Raw genomic sequence first — 18026 nt, 5'->3', positions numbered from 1 at the left:
GAAAACAAGGGAACAAAGGAATTAAGATAAGGATTGCCGGAAAATGGCTATAAAAATACCGCCCCTGTCAGGAGCGGTAATTGAACGGTGGTGATTATGAACGCAGGTCAATCACCATACGGCCACGGATCTGGCCCTGTTCCATCTCTTTAAAGATGGCGTTGATATCCTCGATAGGACGCATCGTGACTTTCGGCACGACCTTGCCTTCAGCGGCGAACTGGAACGCTTCCTGCAGATCCTGACGGGTGCCAACCAGCGAACCCACCACCTGAATGCCGTCAAGCACCAGGCGCGGAATGTCGAGGCTCATCGCTTCCGGCGGCAGGCCAACCGCGACCACGCGGCCACCGGCACGCACGGCATCTACCGCCGAGTTGAAGGCGGCTTTTGCGACGGCGGTGACGACTGCTGCATGCGCGCCGCCGGTTTTCTCCTGCACAATTTTAGCGGCATCTTCGCTGCGGGAGTTGATGGTGAGATCCGCACCCATGCTGGCCGCCAGCTTCAGCTGTTCGTCGTTAACGTCAAGCGCGATGACTTTGGCGTTAAAGACGTTTTTGGCGTACTGCAGCGCGAGGTTGCCCAGACCGCCCAGACCGTAAATCGCAATCCACTGGCCTGGTTTGATTTCGGACACCTTCACCGCTTTGTAGGTGGTGACCCCGGCGCAGGTGATGCTGCTGGCCGCCGCCGAATCCAGACCGTCCGGCACTTTTACCGCATAATCCGCGGTGACGATGCACTCTTCCGCCATGCCGCCGTCAACGGAGTAACCGGCGTTTTTCACGTCACGGCACAGGGTTTCGTTGCCGGTATTACAATATTCGCAGTGCCCGCAGCCTTCAAAGAACCAGGCCACGCTTGCGCGGTCGCCGACTTTCAGCGATTTCACGCCTGGGCCGACTTCTTTTACGATACCAATCCCTTCATGGCCCAGGATAACCCCGGTTTTATCGCCAAAATCACCGTTCTTCACGTGGAGGTCGGTATGGCATACGCCACAGCACTCCATCTTCAGCAGAGCTTCCCCGTGCTTTAGCGGGCGCAAGGTTTTTTCGGTGACATTAACCTGATGATCCTGAGTGACAACAGCAGCCTTCATGTGTATCTCCTTGTTCATGATGAGTATCTGCATAGCAGGTGTAATACTCCTCAAGGATTAGTGGTTTGGCGCTGTAATGCAAGGCAACGGCAACATAATGTCATTATTTAATCCATTTTCAGAATAAGAATACGGCGTTCCTCTAATAATTTAGGGGGAAAATACTGGCCCGGCGAGAGAGACTCGCCGGGCGCAGACTTACAGCTGTGCTTCTATCTCCTTAATCTCTTTACGCCATTGAGCCTGCAGCTGCGGCTTTTGATGCTTAGGCTTACGCGCCAGATCGTCTTCCAGCAGCGTTTCCAGTGCGACCAGCCGTTCGAGCAGATCGTCATACGGCGAGGATTGAACCGCCGAAGCGGTGATAGCAGGTGCGGTGGATGTCACCAGCCCCGCGCTTTCACGCAGACGCTCAAAGACCGCTTCTGCATCGTGCCACTCGCTCAGCTTTTCCTCTTCAATCAGCCAGAAACGGTTGCAGCTTTGGCTAATTAACTGTCGGTCATGGCTGACCAGCAGAACGCCGCCTTCAAACTGCTGAAGGGTTTGCGTCAGCGCCTCTTTGCCTTCCATGTCAAGGTGGTTAGTTGGCTCATCCAGCATCAGCAGGCTGTAGCGGGCAAGCGTCAGGCCCACGAACAGCAGGCGCGAACGCTCGCCGCCGCTGAGCGTGCTGACTTTCTGCCCGTGGCGGGACCACGGGAACCCGGCGCTTATCAGGGCCATTTTGCGATTCTGCGGATCCGGTGCGAAAGGCTCCAGCGCGTCGAGAAGCGTGGCGTTGTCTGCAAGCTGATGAAGCGTCTGGTCGTAGTAGCCAGGCGACACGCGCGGATGGATTTTCAGCCCGCTTTCCGCCGGTTCATCCGTAAAATGTCGCCAGATAAGCTTCATCAGTGACGATTTGCCGCAGCCGTTACGACCAACAATCGCCACGCGATCGCCGCTTTTCAGGCGCGCCGTTTCGATGTTAAACAGCGGCGGTAGCCCAGGCGCGGGCGGGACGCCGAGGTTTTCCATCTCCAGTAGACGATCCGCCCGCAGCGCGTCGCCGCGCAGGGTTAGCGTCCACGGGCTGCCCGCCGTGAGCGCGGTCTGGCTCTCTTTGAGCCGTTCGACCTGTTTTTCCATCTGTTTGGCTTTGCGGGCCAGGTCTTCGTTGTCGTAAACCTTGCCCCAGGTCGCCAGACGTTTGGCGCTGGCGGTTACGCGGTCGATCTCCTTTTGCTCCGCCTTGTGACGCTGCGCGTCGCTTTCATCTTTGGCGTCAAGCGCCTGACGTGCCGCCGTGCAGGGAAGGGCAAAGTAGTGCAGCGTTTTATCGCGCAGGATCCAGCTGCCGTTGGTGACGGCATCCAGCAGCTGTCTGTCATGCGAGACCAGCACAAAGCTACCCGACCAGTTCTGTAGGAAGTGTTCCAGCCAGAGCATGGTCGGCAAATCAAGGTGGTTGCTGGGTTCATCGAGCAGAAGAAGGTCCGGCTCGTGAATCAGCGCCCGCGCCAGCAGCAGGCGGGTGTGCTGCCCGCCGCTCAGCGTGGCGGAGTGCAGCATCATATCCTGCGGCGTAAAGCCCATGCCTGCCAGCAGCGTTTCGGCTTTCCAGCGCAGGCTGTCCCGTTCAGTTGAGGGCAACTGGGCCAGGACGGCATCCAGCATGGTCAGCGGTAAAATAGCGTCCGGGAGATGTTGCTCCACGCGCGCCATAAGGCAGTGCCCGGCCAACGCTACCGTTCCGGCCGCAGGGGAGTCCGTGCCGTCCAGCACCTTCAGCAGCGTACTTTTGCCGCAGCCGTTGTCGCCCAGCAGGCCAATGCGGTCGCCTTTTTTCAGCGTAAAGGAGAGTGAGTCGAAGAGCGTGCCAAACGCCGTATCAACGCGTAAAGATTGTGCAGTGAGTAAAGTGCTCATTGTTGCTTACCCAAGAGTTACAGGCATGTTTATGCCTCGTCAAACATCGCTGACGATAACTCAGTAAGCCCGAGAGAAGGGATTTCAGGGGTTGGTGTCTTCGCTCAAGCAGAAGTTATCGCAGCACGATACCGATAACGCTTGAGCTGGTGCGATCGCCAAATGTATGTGAAACATTGAAAATTTCACGATACAGCATAATTGGCCTCCTTATATATTCAGTGGGTTAATGGATGAATGGAGTGTAGCGGGGGAAAAGGGGTTTGGCTAGTGGGTATTCGATGGTGCGGTCTGTTGCCCTCACCCTGACCCTCTCCCACAGGGAGAGGGAAAACACCCGGCCCGTAGGCCCGGTAAGCGAAGTGCCACCGGGCGGAGCGGATTAAATCGACGTACGGCGATAGCTGCGGTATTCAGGCTTCCAGAAGTTGTCGTCGATGGCCTGCTGCAGCGCGTCGGCAGAGGTTTTCACCGCCACGCCCTGCTGCTGCGCCATTTTACCTACCGCAAACGCGATCGCGCGCGACACCTTGTGAATGTCCTTCAGCTCCGGCAGCACCAGCCCTTCACCGTTGTTGACCAGCGGAGAGTAGCCCGCGAGGGTTTCACTCGCCGACATCAGCATCTCATCGGTAATGCGGGACGCGCCGGAGGCGATCACGCCCAGTCCAATGCCCGGGAAGATATAGGAGTTGTTGCACTGGGCAATCGGATAGGTTTTATCCTTCCACACCACCGGATCGAACGGGCTGCCGGTCGCAACCAGCGCGTTACCTTCGGTCCAGGCAATGATATCCTGCGGCGTTGCCTCCACGCGCGAGGTCGGGTTGGACAGCGGCATCACGATAGGGCGCTCGCAGTGCTTGTGCATCTCGCGAATAATCTCTTCGGTGAAGAGACCTGTTTGCCCGGAAACGCCGATCAGAATATCCGGCTTCACGTTGCGCACCACGTCCAGCAGGGAAAGGACTTCGTTGTCGGTATCCCAGTTTTTCAGGTTTTCGCGTTTCTGCACCAGCTTCGTCTGGAACGGCAGCAGGTTCGGCATGCCGTCGGTCAGCAGGCCGAAACGGTCAACCATAAAGACGCGGGAGCGGGCCAGCTCTTCGCTTAAGCCTTCGCGCTGCGTCTGGGCGATAATCTGCTCGGCAATACCGCACCCCGCAGAGCCTGCGCCCAGGAAGACGATTTTCTGGTAGCTCAGCTGGCTGCCGGCTGCGCGGCTGGCGGCGATAAGCGTCCCCACCGTCACGGCCGCGGTGCCCTGGATATCGTCGTTAAAGGAGCAGATCTCATCGCGATAGCGGTTCAGCAGCGGCATCGCGTTTTTCTGCGCGAAGTCTTCAAACTGCAGCAGAACGTCCGGCCAGCGGTGCTTCACTGCCTGGATGAAGTCGTCGACAAACTGATAGTACTCGTCGTCGGTAATACGCGGATGGCGCCAGCCCATATAGAGCGGGTCGTTTAGCAACTGCTGGTTGTTGGTGCCGACGTCCAGCACGACCGGCAGGGTATACGCCGGGCTGATGCCGCCGCAGGCGGTATAAAGAGAGAGTTTACCGATAGGGATCCCCATCCCGCCAATGCCCTGGTCGCCGAGGCCGAGAATACGTTCGCCGTCGGTCACCACAATGACTTTGATATTGTGGTTCGGCACGTTCTGCAGAATATCGTCCATGTTGTGACGGTTCTGATAGGAGATGAATACCCCGCGGGAGCGACGGTAGATCTCTGAGAAGCGCTCGCAGGCCGCACCCACCGTAGGGGTGTAGATCACCGGCATCATCTCTTCGAGATGGTTCTGCACCAGGCGATAGAAGAGGGTTTCGTTGGTATCCTGAATGTTGCGCAGGTAAATGTGTTTGTCGATTTCAGTTTTGAAACCCTGATACTGGATCCACGCGCGCTCTGCCTGTTCTTCAATGGTTTCAACCACTTCCGGCAGTAAACCCAGCAGGTTAAAGCTGCTGCGCTCTTCCATACTGAAGGCGCTGCCTTTGTTGAGCAGGGGGAATTCGAGTAAAACCGGTCCGGCGTATGGGATGTATAAGGAACGATGTTTTTTCAGTTTGTTGTCCATGTCACTCACTCTTTTTATGAAGATCCGTCCCTGACACTGCTGTTTGTCATCTTTCTGGCCTGTGCGATGGGGTGCGGTCCGACGGTATTATAAAGGAGCTAAATATTAATTACCGCAACACATAAACAAAAACACCACCGGGATTACCGATGGTGTTCTGGATCTCAGTCTGGAACTTACTTGCCCGCGTGGCGTTTTCTGCCGGTGGCGTGCGTGACTTGCGTTTCGTGGTCGCCTTCAATCACCACTTTACGCTGATTCGAAAGCTTGTAGTTCAGTCCCAGAATATGGCGTGCCTGACGGTTCGATTTCATGTTAACTCCTCAATCCTGTTGATAGTTTTAAGGACCAGTTTGCTTACGCAAACGAAATGTAACCCCTTAGGTTGCAGATCCAGCTTAGCAGGTTTTTACAAGGGTGCGTTTTGCCCGCTGACGACGTAGTTAATGGTCTGCTGGTAGATGTCACTGAGGATGTCATTATCTGTGGATTCCACCCACTTGGTCAGTTCCATCAAAATGTCATCTTCAGTCACAGCACCGTGCTCGGCGTGAAGACCCTGCGCAATCGCGTTAACGAGTTCAGGTTGTGCTGCTGCGGTATTAGCCGGGTAATAAGTAAACATGCTGCCTCCGTGTCGTTTTCTGTTTAATGGTACGGCTCGCAAAAAATTTAATTCATAAACAGAATGGCAAATATTTTCCCGGTTGTGGTTCAGATTCATCTTAGAAATAAAAATGACATAAGTGCATGCTTTTATGCGCTTTTGAAATGTGGGGGTTAATCGAAGTGCTGTTGAGGGGATATTATAACGGTGCTCCTGCTATCTCGAAAAAATAGCAGGAGCAGCGTTTAAATTACCACTTCATTTCGCCGGTATTCACCTTAGCGCTTAATTCCAGTGAGCTCTCTTCGGCCAGGTTCGGATACTGTTTTTTCAGGGTGCTGATGACGCCCGCAGAATCTTTATGAACGGATAAGGCCTTTTCAAAGCGCTGGAGATAGTCACGGGTAAAATCAATCGCACCCGTCCCGGCTGGCGGGGTACCCAGATAGTGACCCGGGATCACGCGCTCGGGTTTGTGCGCCGCCATGTTCACCAGCGTTTCCTGCCACTGCTTACGGCTTTCCGCTGTCTGGGTGTCCGCCGTCCAGACGTGAATCCCCCAGGCTACGCCAGTGCCGCCGAGGATGGTCTTTGCGGACGGGATCCATACATAGGCCGCATAGCTGTCAGGCTGTTCGATGTCGATCTTCTCCCCGTCAACCATAAACGTGGTGGAGGCGAGCACCTGCGGGACGACCAGCTCGGTCGGTGCGCCGTCTTTCATCTGTGGACCCCAGAAGGCGAGCTTGGCGTCTTTGGTGGCCTTGATGTGGTCAACCACGTGCTGCGTGGCCACCACTTTGGCGTTTGGGAAGGCTTTGACCAGCGGCTGCAGGCCAAAATAGAAATCCGGATCGCCGGAGGTGATCACAATCTTATTCAGGGTTTTACCGCTGCGGCGAATTTTCTCTACCAGCGCTTCGCCATCCTTCACGCTGAACTGCGCGTCAAACAGTACGGCTTCTTTCGGGCCGGAAACCAGCGTGGAGGAGACAGCGAAAATGCCTTTCTCCTGCGGGTTATAGGTATCAATGTTCAGCGGCGCGGCAAAAACAGCGGGTGTGAAAAGGGTGGAAAGCAGGGCAAGGTGAGTGAATTTCATGCTGTTGTCTCGGTTGTTCAGGAATGTCTTTATTGTACGGATATTTGCATTTGCCAGAATTCCTGAAACAAGACATGCTTAGTTTCATAAATCGAGCAAATGGAGCTTATATGGACCGCGTTATTGCCGCTCAGGTTTACAACCGGATATGCGAGCTGGGGAGTTTGAGCGCTGCAGCCCGCGCGCTGGGTATTTCCCGACCGATGGTCAGCCGGTACCTTGAACAGATGGAGAAGTGGGCGGGCACGCGGCTGGTAAACCGCTCCACGCGCAAGCTGACGCTGACCGCGGCTGGGGAAAAGGTGCTGCAAAAAACGCGGACCCTCTCGCAGATCTCGCAGGAAATTGAAGGCCAGTCGGAAAAAGATCTTCCGTCCGGCACCCTGCGGGTGGCCTGCGCGCACTTTACCGCCATGCATCTGATTGCGCCGGTCCTGCCCGGTCTGCTCTCGCGCTACCCGCAGCTGCGCATCGAACTGGATGTGAACAACCATCCGGTCAGCCTGGTGGGAGAGCGCATTGATGTTGCCGTACGCATTACCGATAACCCTGAACCCGGCATGATTGCCCGTCGGCTGGGGGAGTGTCGCTCGGTCCTTTGCGCCTCGCCGGACTATCTGGCGCAGCACGGTACGCCCGGCAGCCCCGAAGAACTCGCGCAGCATAACTGCCTGCACTACAGCTTTTTCGCCGGGCAGTCCTGGCACTTCCTGACGCCGGAGGGCGAAAGCCTGAGCGTGGCCGTCAGCGGCAACCTGAGCGCCAGCATCTCTTCGCTGTTGATGGACGCGGCTATCAAGCACTGTGGTATTGCCATGCTGCCGGAGCGCGAGGCGCGTGCCGCGCTGGATCAGGGATTGCTGGTGTCGGTACTCGAGGCTCTGGAGCCGAAACCGCTTGCCATCCATGGCATTTATCAGTCACGGGAATATCAGCCTGCCGCGCTGCGCGTGTTCCTCGACGAACTGGCCCGCTTCCTGGCTTAAGAGCAGGGTTGACGGGTGATTATTTTGCCTTTAGCCAGGGAGAGGACTTGCTCCAGAAAATAATATCCGCCCCGAGATAATTTTCCGCGAACCGATCAAATTCTGCTTTGGTGAAGGGCTTGCCGGTCTCAGGATTTTTATAGGTCAGGGTCGGTTCCTGAACCGCCATGGCGATGAGCGGCAGCGTCTGTTTATTTTTATGGAAGAAGGGATAGGCATTCTTCATGTGTGCCTTGCGGTTGGGAACAATATCCGGCCCACCCAGACCGACATTGTTGGCGCTGGCATACGTAAACAGACGCCCCATGTAGTTGTGGTCATTATCCCACTCGCACGGCCAGAAGTTCACGTATTGCACCACGTGTGATTTCATAAAAGCCTTTCGCGCAAAGGCCAGATTTTCCATTTCTCCAGCGAAATAGCTGTCGCAGGTAAACCCGGCGGGCGGATTTTTTTCGTCGAGATCGATGGCGGTTTCGGGCAGGTTTACGCCATACATCTCACCATCAAAGCGTTTCGCGAGGGCGGCCAGCAAAGCCTGGTAGCGCTGACGCACGGCGGGATCCCACTGACGCGCCACCCATCCTGAACCGACTGGCTTCCCTTCGCCGGGGTTATCGAACTGCGGTGCAATCCCCCCACCGTATTGCTTATCGTGCATCAGATAGTCCGGCACGTAGCGGGCGTCCGCCTCAAAGAAACGATCCTGGATTTGAATAAAGAGTTTTTTTCCGGCGGCCTTAACGCGCGCCAGATCCTGTTCTATCCGCGAGAAGTCATAGTTGTCTTTTCCGGGCTCCAGCAAGCGCCAGTTGTAAACGATCTGCACGCCGCCGATATCGCTTCGCGCAACGAGCGGAAACACCGCGTCGAGCTCGCCGGAGCTGGTATAGATAAAATTCTCCGGCGTTTTCGCCAGTGAAGACAGCGATACCGCCAGTGTGGTGACGGCAACGGCCATCCTGATTTTTAGCGCCATATCATTATCCTTTTTGTTGGTACAGCAGGTGAAAGTCCTGGAATTGTCTGTGTTCCAGGGTGGGTCAGATGCGTAGTCTATACTTAACCCTTTGTAAGCCAAAAGGAGAGCAAGAATGACTATTCATAAGCACGGTTCGGCACACTGGTCTGGCGACATTAAGCGCGGTAAAGGAACGGTTTCCACCGAGAGCGGCGTTCTCAATCAGCAGCCTTATGGTTTCAATACCCGCTTTGAGGGCGAAAAGGGGACCAACCCCGAAGAGCTGATTGGCGCGGCACATGCGGCCTGCTTCTCAATGGCGCTGTCGCTGATGCTCGGGGAAGCGGGCTATACCGCCGACTCCATTGATACTACGGCGGACGTCTCTCTGGATAAAACCGACGGCGGCTTTGCGATTACGAAGGTTGCCCTGAAAAGCAAGGTGACCGTCCCGGGCATCGCCCCACAGCAGTTCGACGGTATTATTCAGAAAGCCAAAGCGGGCTGTCCGGTATCGCAGCTCCTGAAGGCTGAGATTACGCTGGACTATAAGCTTAACTAAGCCACAGCCGGGTTTGCGCCCGGCTATCCCTTCAGTGCGGCGGGAAACACCTCCGCCAGCCACGCAATAAACACCTTAAGACGGTGCGTCAGATGCCGGTTCTGAGGGTAAACCACATGAAACGGATAGGCGGCAGGGCGCCAGTCGCTCAGGATCGCCGTCAGCGTACCCGCCTGTAAATACGCATTTGCCGAATACTCAAACGTCTGAACGATCCCCAATCCCGCTGCGGCAGCCGCCAGATGGGCATTACTTTCGTTTACGCCGAGATAATGCGGAATATTGATTTCCAGCGTCTCGCCGTTCTCTCTGAAGCGAAACGGAAACGCCCGCCCGGTGACGGGCGAGAGGTAGCTAATGAGCTTGTGCCCGTTGCACAGCTCCTGTGGATAGGCCGGAACGCCATGGTTTTTCAGGTAACCCGGCGTCGCGCAGGTGACCATTTCGGCGTTACCGAGATGGCGGGCGATGAGGGTAGAGTCGTTCAGCGGCCCGCCGCGGATGACGCAGTCTACGTTACCGCTGATGAGATCCACCGGACGATCGGCTACCCCAAGGTCGATGCGGATTTCCGGATAACGCTGCATAAAATCCGGCAGCAGGGGGATAAGCACGTCGCGGGCGGTGGATCCGCCTATATCAACCCGCAGATGCCCTTTTGGCGTCGCGCGGGAAATGCGAAACGCTGTGTCGATGTCTTCAATATCTATCAAGACCCTGAGCGCTTTTTCATAGTATTCCATCCCTTCCGGCGTCGCGACCACCCGGCGAGTCGTCCGGTGCAGGAGGCGTATTTCAAGATGCGCCTCAAGCGATTTGACCAGCTTGCTCAGGGTGGCGATTGGCATATTCAGCGAGTCCGCCGCGCGAGTAAAGCTGCCGGATTCCACCACCCGCGTAAAGGCGCGCATCGCCATGAGCTGGTCCATGATGACCTCTTATTATTTCTGTATGTGAATAGTCATTTTCATTTTTGCCGGTTTTTCACTAATCCTGCAAGGGCTAAAGTTTGTCCAACGCAAACCCAACAAAAGGTAAATGACATGAATACGACTCTCTCAGGAAAAATCGCACTGGTCACCGGCGGCAGCACCGGCATTGGTCTTGCCACGGCGCAGGAGCTGGCGGCGCAGGGCGCGAAGGTGTACATCACCGGACGCCGTCAGGCCGAGCTTGACGCGGCGGTCGCAGAAATTGCTTCAACGGCAGTGGGCATTCGCGCGGACGTGTCAAAACTGGCGGATCTGGACGAGGTCTATGCCCGGATAGCCAAAGAAGAAGGCCGCCTCGATATTCTGTTCGCCAATGCGGGTGGCGGGGATATGCTGCCGCTGGGCGCGATCACCGAAGAGCAGTTTGACCGGATTTTCGGCACCAACGTCCGCGGGGTGCTGTTTACGGTGCAGAAGGCGCTGCCTCTGCTCTCCGCTGGATCGTCGATTATTCTGACCGGCTCGACGGTCTCCATTAAGGGGACGGCAAACTTTAGCGTCTACAGCGCCAGTAAGGCCGCCGTGCGCAACTTTGCCCGCTCCTGGACGCTGGATTTGCAGGGCCGTGGGATCCGCGTCAACGTGGTCAGCCCGGGCCCGATCAAAACCCCTGGCCTCGGCGATCTGGTGCCGGAAGAACACCGTCAAGGGCTGTACGACGCGCTGGCCGCGCAGGTGCCGCTCGGCCGTTTAGGCGCGCCGGGCGAGGTGGGGAAAGCGGTGGCGTTTCTGGCCTCCGACGCGGCCAGCTTTATTAACGCCACCGAGCTGTTCGTGGACGGCGGGATGGCGCAAATTTAACCCAGACTTCGCCAGCAGCGGACGTCACGGCCCTCGCGAGAGGGCTGTAACGGCTGGGGACGCTCGCACCCCTGCGCGGCCATCGGGCATCGGTCACGGAAAAAACAGCCTTCGGGAAGACGGCGGTTGCCGGGAAGCTCCGTTTTGCGTAAGGCCAGCGTTTCATCCAGCGGTTCACCGGTGCGGGGAACCGAGTCGAGCAGCAGGCGGGTGTAAGGATGGCGCGGCTCCCCAAGCACCTGAGCGGCGCTGCCCAGCTCCACAATCTGCCCAAGGTACATCACCGCCACGCGGTCGCTCATGTGCCTGACCACCGAGACGTTATGTGATATCAACACGTAGGTCAGATTACGCTGCTGTTGTAGGGTCACCAGCAGGTTGAGGATCTGCGCCTGCACGGAAATATCCAGCGCGCTGGTGGGTTCATCAAGCACGATGATATCCGGATCGGACGAGAGCGCCCGGGCGATGGCGATGCGCTGGCGCTGCCCGCCGGAGAAGGCGTGCGGAAGCCGGTCGAGATATTCCGGGCGAATGCCCACCTGCAGCGCCAGGTTTTCAGCCAGCTGACGGCGGTCGCGCTCGCTGCTGCGCTTTTGTACCCAAACCGGCTCGGTGATGATGCGCCAGACCGGCAGGCGCGGGTCGAGCGAGGAGAGCGGATCCTGAAACACCATCTGCATGCCGCCCGCGTGGTGCGTCCGCTGGCAGGCGCCGGAGCTGGGCTTAAGCATGCCCATCAGCAGCTGGGCCAGCGTGCTTTTCCCGCAGCCGGATTCCCCGACGATACCGAGCGTTTCTCCCCGACGGATCTCAAGGTCGAGCCCGTTAAGCGCATGGACCTTTTCCGTCACGCGGCCCAGCCAGTTTTTACGCGCTGCAAAATTGACGTGCACGCTATCCAGTTCCAGCAGTACATCAGACATGGACTTTCTCCCGTTGTGGATACCAGCAGGCAGCCTGTTGGCCCTCTGCGCCATGGGGCTGTAAGCGCGGCGTTTCGCTGCATTTCGTCCCGGCGGCAAAGCACCGCTCGCGGAACGCGCATCCCTGCGGAAGCTGGCTGAGGTTGGGGACCGTGCCGGGGATGGCGGGAAGCGGGGCGCGCGGCTGGCCGTTTTCCGGCGCGCACTGCAGCAGGCCAATGGAATAGGGATGCACAGGCTGGTGGATCAGCGTTTGCGTGGCACCGCTCTCGATCACGCTGCCCGCATACATCACGTACACTCTGTCGCAGAGCTGGGACACCACGGCCATATCGTGGCTGATAAACAGCACCGAGGTGCCGCTGGCCCGCGCCTTGTGCTTCAGCAGACGCAGCACCTGCAGCTGGACGGTGACGTCCAGCGCGGTGGTCGGTTCGTCGGCGATAATCAGCTCCGGCTCGCAGGAGAAGGCAAGGGCGATCATCACCCGCTGGCGCATCCCGCCGGACAGCTCAAACGGATAGCGCGCCATGACCGCTTTCGCATCCGGGATTTGCATCTCTTCCAGCAGGGTAATCGCCTTCTGCTGCGCCTCATGCCGGGAAAGCGGCTGATGCTGGCGGATCACCTCGACCATCTGTTTGCCAATCCGACGCGTCGGGTTGAGGGCGGTCATGGGCTCCTGAAAAATCATCGCGACCTTTGCGCCGCGCCACTGGCGAAGCTGTTTTTCGGACGCCGTCAGGACGTTTTCGCCGAGTAATTTCACCTGACCATGATGAATGCGGTAGCTGCCTTCCGGCAGCAGACGCATGGCGAGCATGGCGGTCACCGATTTACCCGAACCGGATTCGCCCACCACGCCGACAATTTCACCCCTGCCGATCTCCAGCGAGACGTGGTTCAGCGCGTGGACCTCGCCGCGAAAAATCGGGAAGCTCAGATGCAGGTCTTCAATCTTGAGTACCGGGTCGGTCATCACTGTTTACCTCCCGATTTCGGGTCCAGCAGATCGCGGATACCGTCGCCAAACAGGTTAAAGCCCACGGCGGTTATCAAAATCGCCGCACCGGGAAACGCGCAGTACCACCACTGGTCCAGAACGTAGTTACGGCCGACGGCCACCATCGCGCCCCATTCGGCGGTCGGCTGCTGCGCCCCCAGGCCAATAAACCCCAGCGTGGCGGCCATCAGGATGGCGCTGCCGATGTCCAGCGACGCCTGCACGATCAGCGGCGGCAGGGCGTTGCGCAGGATATGCCAGCGGATCAAATGCCAGCGGGAGGCGCCAAAGGTGCGGGCGGCCTGCACGTAGGTAAACTGGCGCACCACCAGGGTTTGGCCGCGCGCCAGGCGGACGTAGAACGGAATGCGGACAATTGCAATTGCCAGCATGGCGTTAAACAGGCTCGGCCCCAGCGCGGCGGCCAGCGCCATGGTCAGCACCAGGGAAGGAATGGAGAGCATAATGTCCATTACCCGCATGATGACGGCGTCGCCGCGCCCGCCCAGCACGCCGGACAGACAGCCCAGCAGCGAGCCGATGCCGCCCGCAATCATCACCACCGCCAGCCCGGCGGTAATGGACTGCTGGCTGCCCGCCAGCACGCGGCTGAACAGATCGCGGCCCACCTCGTCGGTACCAAACCAGTGCTGTGCAGAAGGCGCCTGCAGGCGTGCGGTCAGATCCAGCGCGTTCGGGTCGTGCGGCACTATCCACGGCGCGGCCACCATAATGAAAAGCATCACGAGCATAATGACGCCGCCAACGATCGTGAGCGGGCTTTGACGCAGCATCCAGAACAGCTTTGCCCAGTTGATGCGTTGTCTGGCGGTTTTAACCGGGACGGGCGTTTCCTGCGTTAACATCATTCGGCACCTCCGCGCCCGATTCGCGGGTCAATCCACAGGTAAAGCAGATCGACCATCAGATTAACCAGCACGTAGGCCAGCGAAACAACGACGGCAAAGCCCATCACGGCAGGGAAATCGAGCGCCTGAATGGACGTCACCACCCAGGCGCCCATGCCCGGCCAGGCAAAGACGGTTTCGGTCAGCACGGCGCCGTACAGCAGATCCCCCAGCGCCAGCCCGAGCACGGTAATCGACGGGATCATCGCATTCGGCAGGGCGTAGCGCAGGACGATATACCAGCCGGGCAGGCCGCTGGCGCGGGCCGTACGAATGTAGTCCTCGCTAAGCTGCTCCAGCATCGCCGAACGGACCTGACGTGCGACGATGCCCAGGTGGACAAATGCCAGCGTCAGCGAGGGTAAAATCAGGTGCTGCAGCGCATTGAAAAAGACCTCGCCGTTGCCCTCAAGGAGCGCGTCCAGCAGATAAAAGCCGGTGACGTGCGTCGGTGGATCGAGCCAGTCGTCCAGCCTCCCGCCGCCCGGCAGGATTTGCAGGTGCCCGTAGAACAGCACGATGACGCCCAGCCCAAGCCAGAAGGCCGGGGTGGAGATGCCAGTCATCGCCATTAAACGCACCAGGTGATCCAGCCAGCGGTTGCGGTAGACCGCCGACAAAATCCCCAGCGGCACGCCGATGACCAGCGCCAGCAGCAGAGAACAAAAGGCCAGCTCCAGCGTGGCGGGGAAAAAGGCCTTCAGGTCTTCCGCAACCGGACGACCGGTACGGATGGACGTGCCTAAATCGCCGTGGGCCAGGGCGTCCACGTAGCGGCCAAACTGAACGTACAGGGGCTGGTCCAGCCCTAACTGCTGGCGGATGTTCTGCACGATGTCGTCGCTGGCGCGATCGCCGGCCAGCAGACGGGCCGGATCGCCGGGGATCAGGTGCGAAATAATAAAGGTGATAATACAGACACCGGCCACCACCAGGAGTAACCCCCAGCAGCGCTGGCGCACTATGCTCCAGAACGTCATACGCTTTCCCCCGGCGAAACGGTTACTTGCTCATGGTGGCGATGTTGAACACCTGCTCGAGCATCGGATTAAAGGTGAAGCCTTTGACCTCTTTGTTCATCGCCAGCTGGTAGTTCTTCTGGAACAGATAGACGTAAGCCGCTTCGTCGATAACCACCTTTTGCGCCTGCTGGTAATCTTTGGTGCGTTCCGCCTGGTCGGTGGTTTTCAGCGCGGCCTGCAGCAGGGAATCGACCTCTTTGTTCTCATAGAACGAGCGGTTGCCCGGCAGCCCTTTTTTATCCGATTCGAACCAGTAGTTCATGAACATGTACGGGTCGGCAAAGTCCGGGCTCCAGTTGCCGATGGCGATGTCGTAATCACCTTTTCCGACGCGGTCGCGCATGGTGGCATTGGCCAGTTTTTCCAGCTTGACGTTAATGCCGATCTTGCCAAGGCTGGCCTGGGTGGAGAGGGCGATAGGCTCCCAGTTTGGATCGTTGTCCGAGTAGAGGAAGGTCAGGCTGGCGGGCTTGTCTTTGACCTTCTCCAGGGCTGCTTTAGCTTTGGCCTCGTCGAGGCTGTACTGCATAGCCGCGGCGTCAAAACCCCACATGCCTTCCGGGATCGGGCCGCGCATTTGCTTGCCGTTGCCGCTCAGAATGCCTTTCACCATCCCCTGATAGTCCGTCGCCCAGGAGACCGCGCGGCGTAAATCCACCTGATTGAGCGGCGCTTTGCTGTTGTTGAGGTAGAGGTAGGTCACGCGCAGGGACGGGTATTCGGCAACGGCGACTTTGCCTTCCTGCTTCAGGGCCGCCAGCTGATCGACCGGCAGGGAGTCGGCAATGTCCAGGTCACCGCGGGAAAGCTGCAGACGGCGCGACGCGCTCTCACCGATAATTTTTACCGAGACGCGCTTAAAGTGCGGCTTGTCGCCAGACCAGTGCGGGTTTGGCACCAGCACCAGCTGCTGGCCTTTCTGCCAGCTCTTCAACATAAACGGCCCGGAACCGGCGGTGTTTTGCGCCAGAAAGCCGCGCGCATCGTCTGCGGCATTGGCCTTCAGCACCGCCGGGTTAATGATGGACGCCCCGTCGTTTGCCAGGGTGTAGAGGAAAGGCGCGAACGGCTGGCTGAGGGTGAACTTCACCGTGTGGTCATCAACGGCATCAATTTTCAGATCTTTCGGGAAGGCTTCAGACGGCCCCTGGCTGAGCTTCAGCAGGCGCTCAAAGGAGAGTTTGACCGCCTCGGCGGTAACCGGCGTGCCGTCAGAGAATTTGGCGTTATCCGCCAGGGTGAAGGTCCACTCTTTCTGGTCGTCGGAAGCTTTCCAGCCCGTCGACAGATCGCCTTCCACCTCGGTAGAGCCTGGCTTGTACTTGACCAGACGCTGGTAGGACGGATAGGTGACGGTCCAGTCGTTGTTATCAATGGTGATAGCCGGATCGAGCGTTTGCGGGTCGGCGGCTTTCCCGATCGCCAGCATGTCTTTCGGGACGGCAGCCAGCGCCAGCGGTGCGCTCAGGGCCAGCGTGGCGGCAATGATGGTCGAGAGAAGCGATGTTTTCATGGCAGTGCTCCAGGTTCAAAGAGAGGTGTGCGTCAGGGGAAAACAGGCAAAACGGTCGTCAAGCAGCGGGTAGCTGGCGGCGTTCGGCAGTTCGAAGTGCCACCATTCGCTGCTGATACCCACAAAACCGCCGCCAAACATGATGGCGTTCAGCAGCAGACGGTTACGCTGGGCATGCGGCGGTACGGAGGGGTGATACGGATGCGATCGGTCATGCATTTCGTCAAAACCGGCGCCCATATCCAGCACGGCGTTATGTTCGTCCATCAGGGTGACGTCGATGGCCGTGCCGCGGCTGTGGTTGGAGCCAATCGCCACGTCGACCACGTATTCCGGGTTGGGGCAGGCCTCCCACAGCTGAGCCTGCGCCTGCTGCGGCCGATAGGCGTCGTAGACCACCAGCTTCAGCCCGGCCAGCGTGGCAATGCTGATGGCTTTTGCCAGCGCGGTAGCGGCATCGGTATGAAGCAGGCACAGCGCCTCCTGATAGATCGGACGGCCGGTGATGTTGTCGGCGGTGGCGTATTTCAGATCGATATGCAGCGTGGGGAACGTCTTCGCCACATCAATCAGTTCACTCTCTACGGGCATAGCTCCGCTCCTTTAGCGTTCGAATTGACCAAACTCTTGTTGTAATTGTCGGTTTACCGCCAGACGAGCCGGAAGCGCATCACCCAGCGCTTCCACCACGCCCGACAGCAGCAGGTTGAACAGGCAGCTTACGGGGGCAAGTGAATCCCAGAAATGACCGGTATCGGTTTTCACCTGCAGCAAATCCATCGGGTAATCCCGCGCCCACGGGCACCAGATGTCGGTGATTAAGGCCAGCGGAATGCCTTTCTCGCTCGCGACGCGGCAGTACTGGCGCGCCATTGCGGAGTAGGTACGCGTATCTGTCAGCACGACATAAGGGTGCGAGAACCCCGAGTTCAGGGATTCCACCCAGCTGCCGGATGCCCCTTCGGAGTAGCTCACCCGCGGGCGGAGGTATTCAAGGTGGCTGAAGAAAGCGTTGGCGATCCCGCGCGTGGACTGGATCCCCAGCACAAAGACCGCGTCCGCGTGGGCCAGATGGTGTACCACCTGGCGGAAGGCGTCCGTTTGCGCCAGCTGGTACACCTGCGTGATGGCATCCACTTCCAGCGACAGGGCGTGCTGAAGGCGGCTGGAAAGAGGGCGCTGCTGCTGCCAGGAGTCGAGCCGCTCGTTCATGCCCCAGGGCTGATACGGATCGCGCAGGCTTTTTTTGGCATCTTCCAGGTTGCGGTACCCCAGCTTGCGCAGGAAGCGTCCGACGGTAATTCCGCTGGTCCCGCTCGCCTGACCCACACTTTCCGCCGTTTCAAACGGGATTTGCGCGGCGTGCGCCAGCAGCCAGCTTCCGACCCGCTTTTCGCTGGGCGTGAGCTGGCTGAAGGTCGCTTCGATACGGCTCAACATCTCAGGTTTCGTCGTCATACCGCCTCGCTGTTAACAGGCTGTCAAAAGCTGATTTTGTGTTACCCAATTAACAATGCATGACGCGTGCCATATTCACAGGCGGGCGA

Annotated in this window: 18 protein-coding genes; 3 read left to right on the top strand and 15 right to left on the bottom strand. The window is 58.4% G+C overall.

What is annotated here, in order from left to right; translation table 11 throughout:
- Window positions 1-94: 94 nt before the first annotated feature.
- The 6 genes from adhP to LRM19_RS07130 form a co-directional block, all read right to left on the bottom strand.
- Window positions 95-1105, bottom strand: a complete 1011-nt coding sequence (adhP, locus tag LRM19_RS07155; protein WP_115875167.1) for an alcohol dehydrogenase AdhP — start codon at window positions 1103-1105, stop codon at window positions 95-97.
- Window positions 1106-1303: 198 nt separating this feature from the next.
- The gene (locus tag LRM19_RS07150) at window positions 1304-3016 is read right to left on the bottom strand and encodes an ABC-F family ATP-binding cassette domain-containing protein (protein ID WP_271367949.1); all 1713 of its coding nucleotides are present in this window, start codon (window positions 3014-3016) and stop codon (window positions 1304-1306) included.
- A 382-nt stretch (window positions 3017-3398) separates the two neighbouring features.
- Window positions 3399-5096: an NAD-dependent malic enzyme gene (locus tag LRM19_RS07145; RefSeq protein ID WP_023335794.1), complete on the bottom strand. Its 1698-nt coding sequence runs from the start codon at window positions 5094-5096 to the stop codon at window positions 3399-3401.
- Between the two features lie 176 nt (window positions 5097-5272).
- Window positions 5273-5410: a stationary-phase-induced ribosome-associated protein gene (gene sra, locus LRM19_RS07140; RefSeq protein ID WP_008501714.1), complete on the bottom strand. Its 138-nt coding sequence runs from the start codon at window positions 5408-5410 to the stop codon at window positions 5273-5275.
- 95 nt (window positions 5411-5505) lie between these two features.
- The gene (gene bdm / locus LRM19_RS07135) at window positions 5506-5721 is read right to left on the bottom strand and encodes a biofilm-dependent modulation protein (RefSeq protein ID WP_013096534.1); all 216 of its coding nucleotides are present in this window, start codon (window positions 5719-5721) and stop codon (window positions 5506-5508) included.
- 232 nt (window positions 5722-5953) lie between these two features.
- Window positions 5954-6805: a Vmh family MBL fold metallo-hydrolase gene (locus tag LRM19_RS07130; RefSeq protein ID WP_271367940.1), complete on the bottom strand. Its 852-nt coding sequence runs from the start codon at window positions 6803-6805 to the stop codon at window positions 5954-5956.
- 110 nt (window positions 6806-6915) lie between these two features.
- Here LRM19_RS07130 and LRM19_RS07125 point away from each other — a divergent pair, with 110 nt between their 5' ends.
- Complete coding sequence (locus LRM19_RS07125) at window positions 6916-7791, top strand: LysR family transcriptional regulator (RefSeq protein WP_271367938.1); 876 nt, start codon at window positions 6916-6918, stop codon at window positions 7789-7791.
- A gap of 19 nt (window positions 7792-7810) precedes the next feature.
- Here LRM19_RS07125 and LRM19_RS07120 read toward each other — a convergent pair whose 3' ends face one another.
- Entirely contained in the window at window positions 7811-8770 is a 960-nt protein-coding gene (locus LRM19_RS07120; RefSeq protein ID WP_271367937.1) for a hypothetical protein, read from the bottom strand.
- Window positions 8771-8885: 115 nt separating this feature from the next.
- Here LRM19_RS07120 and LRM19_RS07115 point away from each other — a divergent pair, with 115 nt between their 5' ends.
- Window positions 8886-9314, top strand: a complete 429-nt coding sequence (locus LRM19_RS07115; RefSeq protein WP_023311893.1) for an OsmC family protein — start codon at window positions 8886-8888, stop codon at window positions 9312-9314.
- A 23-nt stretch (window positions 9315-9337) separates the two neighbouring features.
- Here LRM19_RS07115 and LRM19_RS07110 read toward each other — a convergent pair whose 3' ends face one another.
- Window positions 9338-10243, bottom strand: coding sequence for a LysR family transcriptional regulator (locus LRM19_RS07110; protein ID WP_271367934.1), 906 nt, complete (start codon window positions 10241-10243; stop codon window positions 9338-9340).
- A 114-nt stretch (window positions 10244-10357) separates the two neighbouring features.
- Here LRM19_RS07110 and LRM19_RS07105 point away from each other — a divergent pair, with 114 nt between their 5' ends.
- Window positions 10358-11107: an SDR family NAD(P)-dependent oxidoreductase gene (locus tag LRM19_RS07105; protein WP_271367933.1), complete on the top strand. Its 750-nt coding sequence runs from the start codon at window positions 10358-10360 to the stop codon at window positions 11105-11107.
- Here the strand turns inward: LRM19_RS07105 and LRM19_RS07100 are convergent.
- Genes LRM19_RS07100 through LRM19_RS07070 form a run of 7 tightly spaced genes read right to left on the bottom strand, consistent with a single transcriptional unit; the run spans window position 11104 to window position 17937 of the window.
- Complete coding sequence (locus LRM19_RS07100; RefSeq protein WP_271367931.1) at window positions 11104-12033, bottom strand: ABC transporter ATP-binding protein; 930 nt, start codon at window positions 12031-12033, stop codon at window positions 11104-11106. The two genes, LRM19_RS07105 and LRM19_RS07100, sit on opposite strands and share 4 nt — an antisense overlap.
- Window positions 12026-13012, bottom strand: coding sequence for an ABC transporter ATP-binding protein (locus LRM19_RS07095; protein WP_229225913.1), 987 nt, complete (start codon window positions 13010-13012; stop codon window positions 12026-12028). Before LRM19_RS07095 ends, LRM19_RS07100 begins: the two co-directional genes overlap by 8 nt.
- Window positions 13012-13905, bottom strand: coding sequence for a D,D-dipeptide ABC transporter permease (gene ddpC, locus LRM19_RS07090; RefSeq protein ID WP_111963608.1), 894 nt, complete (start codon window positions 13903-13905; stop codon window positions 13012-13014). The genes LRM19_RS07095 and ddpC overlap by 1 nt, the downstream gene beginning before the upstream one ends.
- Window positions 13902-14924 carry an ABC transporter permease gene (locus tag LRM19_RS07085; protein ID WP_248174270.1) on the bottom strand — a complete coding sequence of 341 codons (1023 nt, stop codon included), beginning with the start codon at window positions 14922-14924 and terminating at the stop codon, window positions 13902-13904. Before LRM19_RS07085 ends, ddpC begins: the two co-directional genes overlap by 4 nt.
- A gap of 22 nt (window positions 14925-14946) precedes the next feature.
- On the bottom strand, window positions 14947-16479 hold the full coding sequence (locus LRM19_RS07080; protein ID WP_111963606.1) for an ABC transporter substrate-binding protein: 1533 nt from the start codon (window positions 16477-16479) through the stop codon (window positions 14947-14949).
- A 15-nt stretch (window positions 16480-16494) separates the two neighbouring features.
- A complete protein-coding gene (gene ddpX / locus LRM19_RS07075; protein WP_111963605.1) occupies window positions 16495-17070 on the bottom strand; it encodes a D-alanyl-D-alanine dipeptidase in 576 nt (191 codons plus the stop codon).
- A 12-nt stretch (window positions 17071-17082) separates the two neighbouring features.
- Window positions 17083-17937 (bottom strand): MurR/RpiR family transcriptional regulator, encoded by an 855-nt coding sequence (locus tag LRM19_RS07070; RefSeq protein ID WP_111963604.1) that lies wholly within the window; start codon window positions 17935-17937, stop codon window positions 17083-17085.
- Window positions 17938-18026: the final 89 nt, after the last annotated feature.

This window comes from Enterobacter sp. PI-10 (genome assembly GCF_027947695.1).
GTDB classification, from domain to species: domain Bacteria; phylum Pseudomonadota; class Gammaproteobacteria; order Enterobacterales; family Enterobacteriaceae; genus Enterobacter; species Enterobacter vonholyi.
The sequence above is the reverse complement of the archived record's forward strand: the minus strand, read 5'-3'. Positions and strand labels throughout refer to the sequence as shown.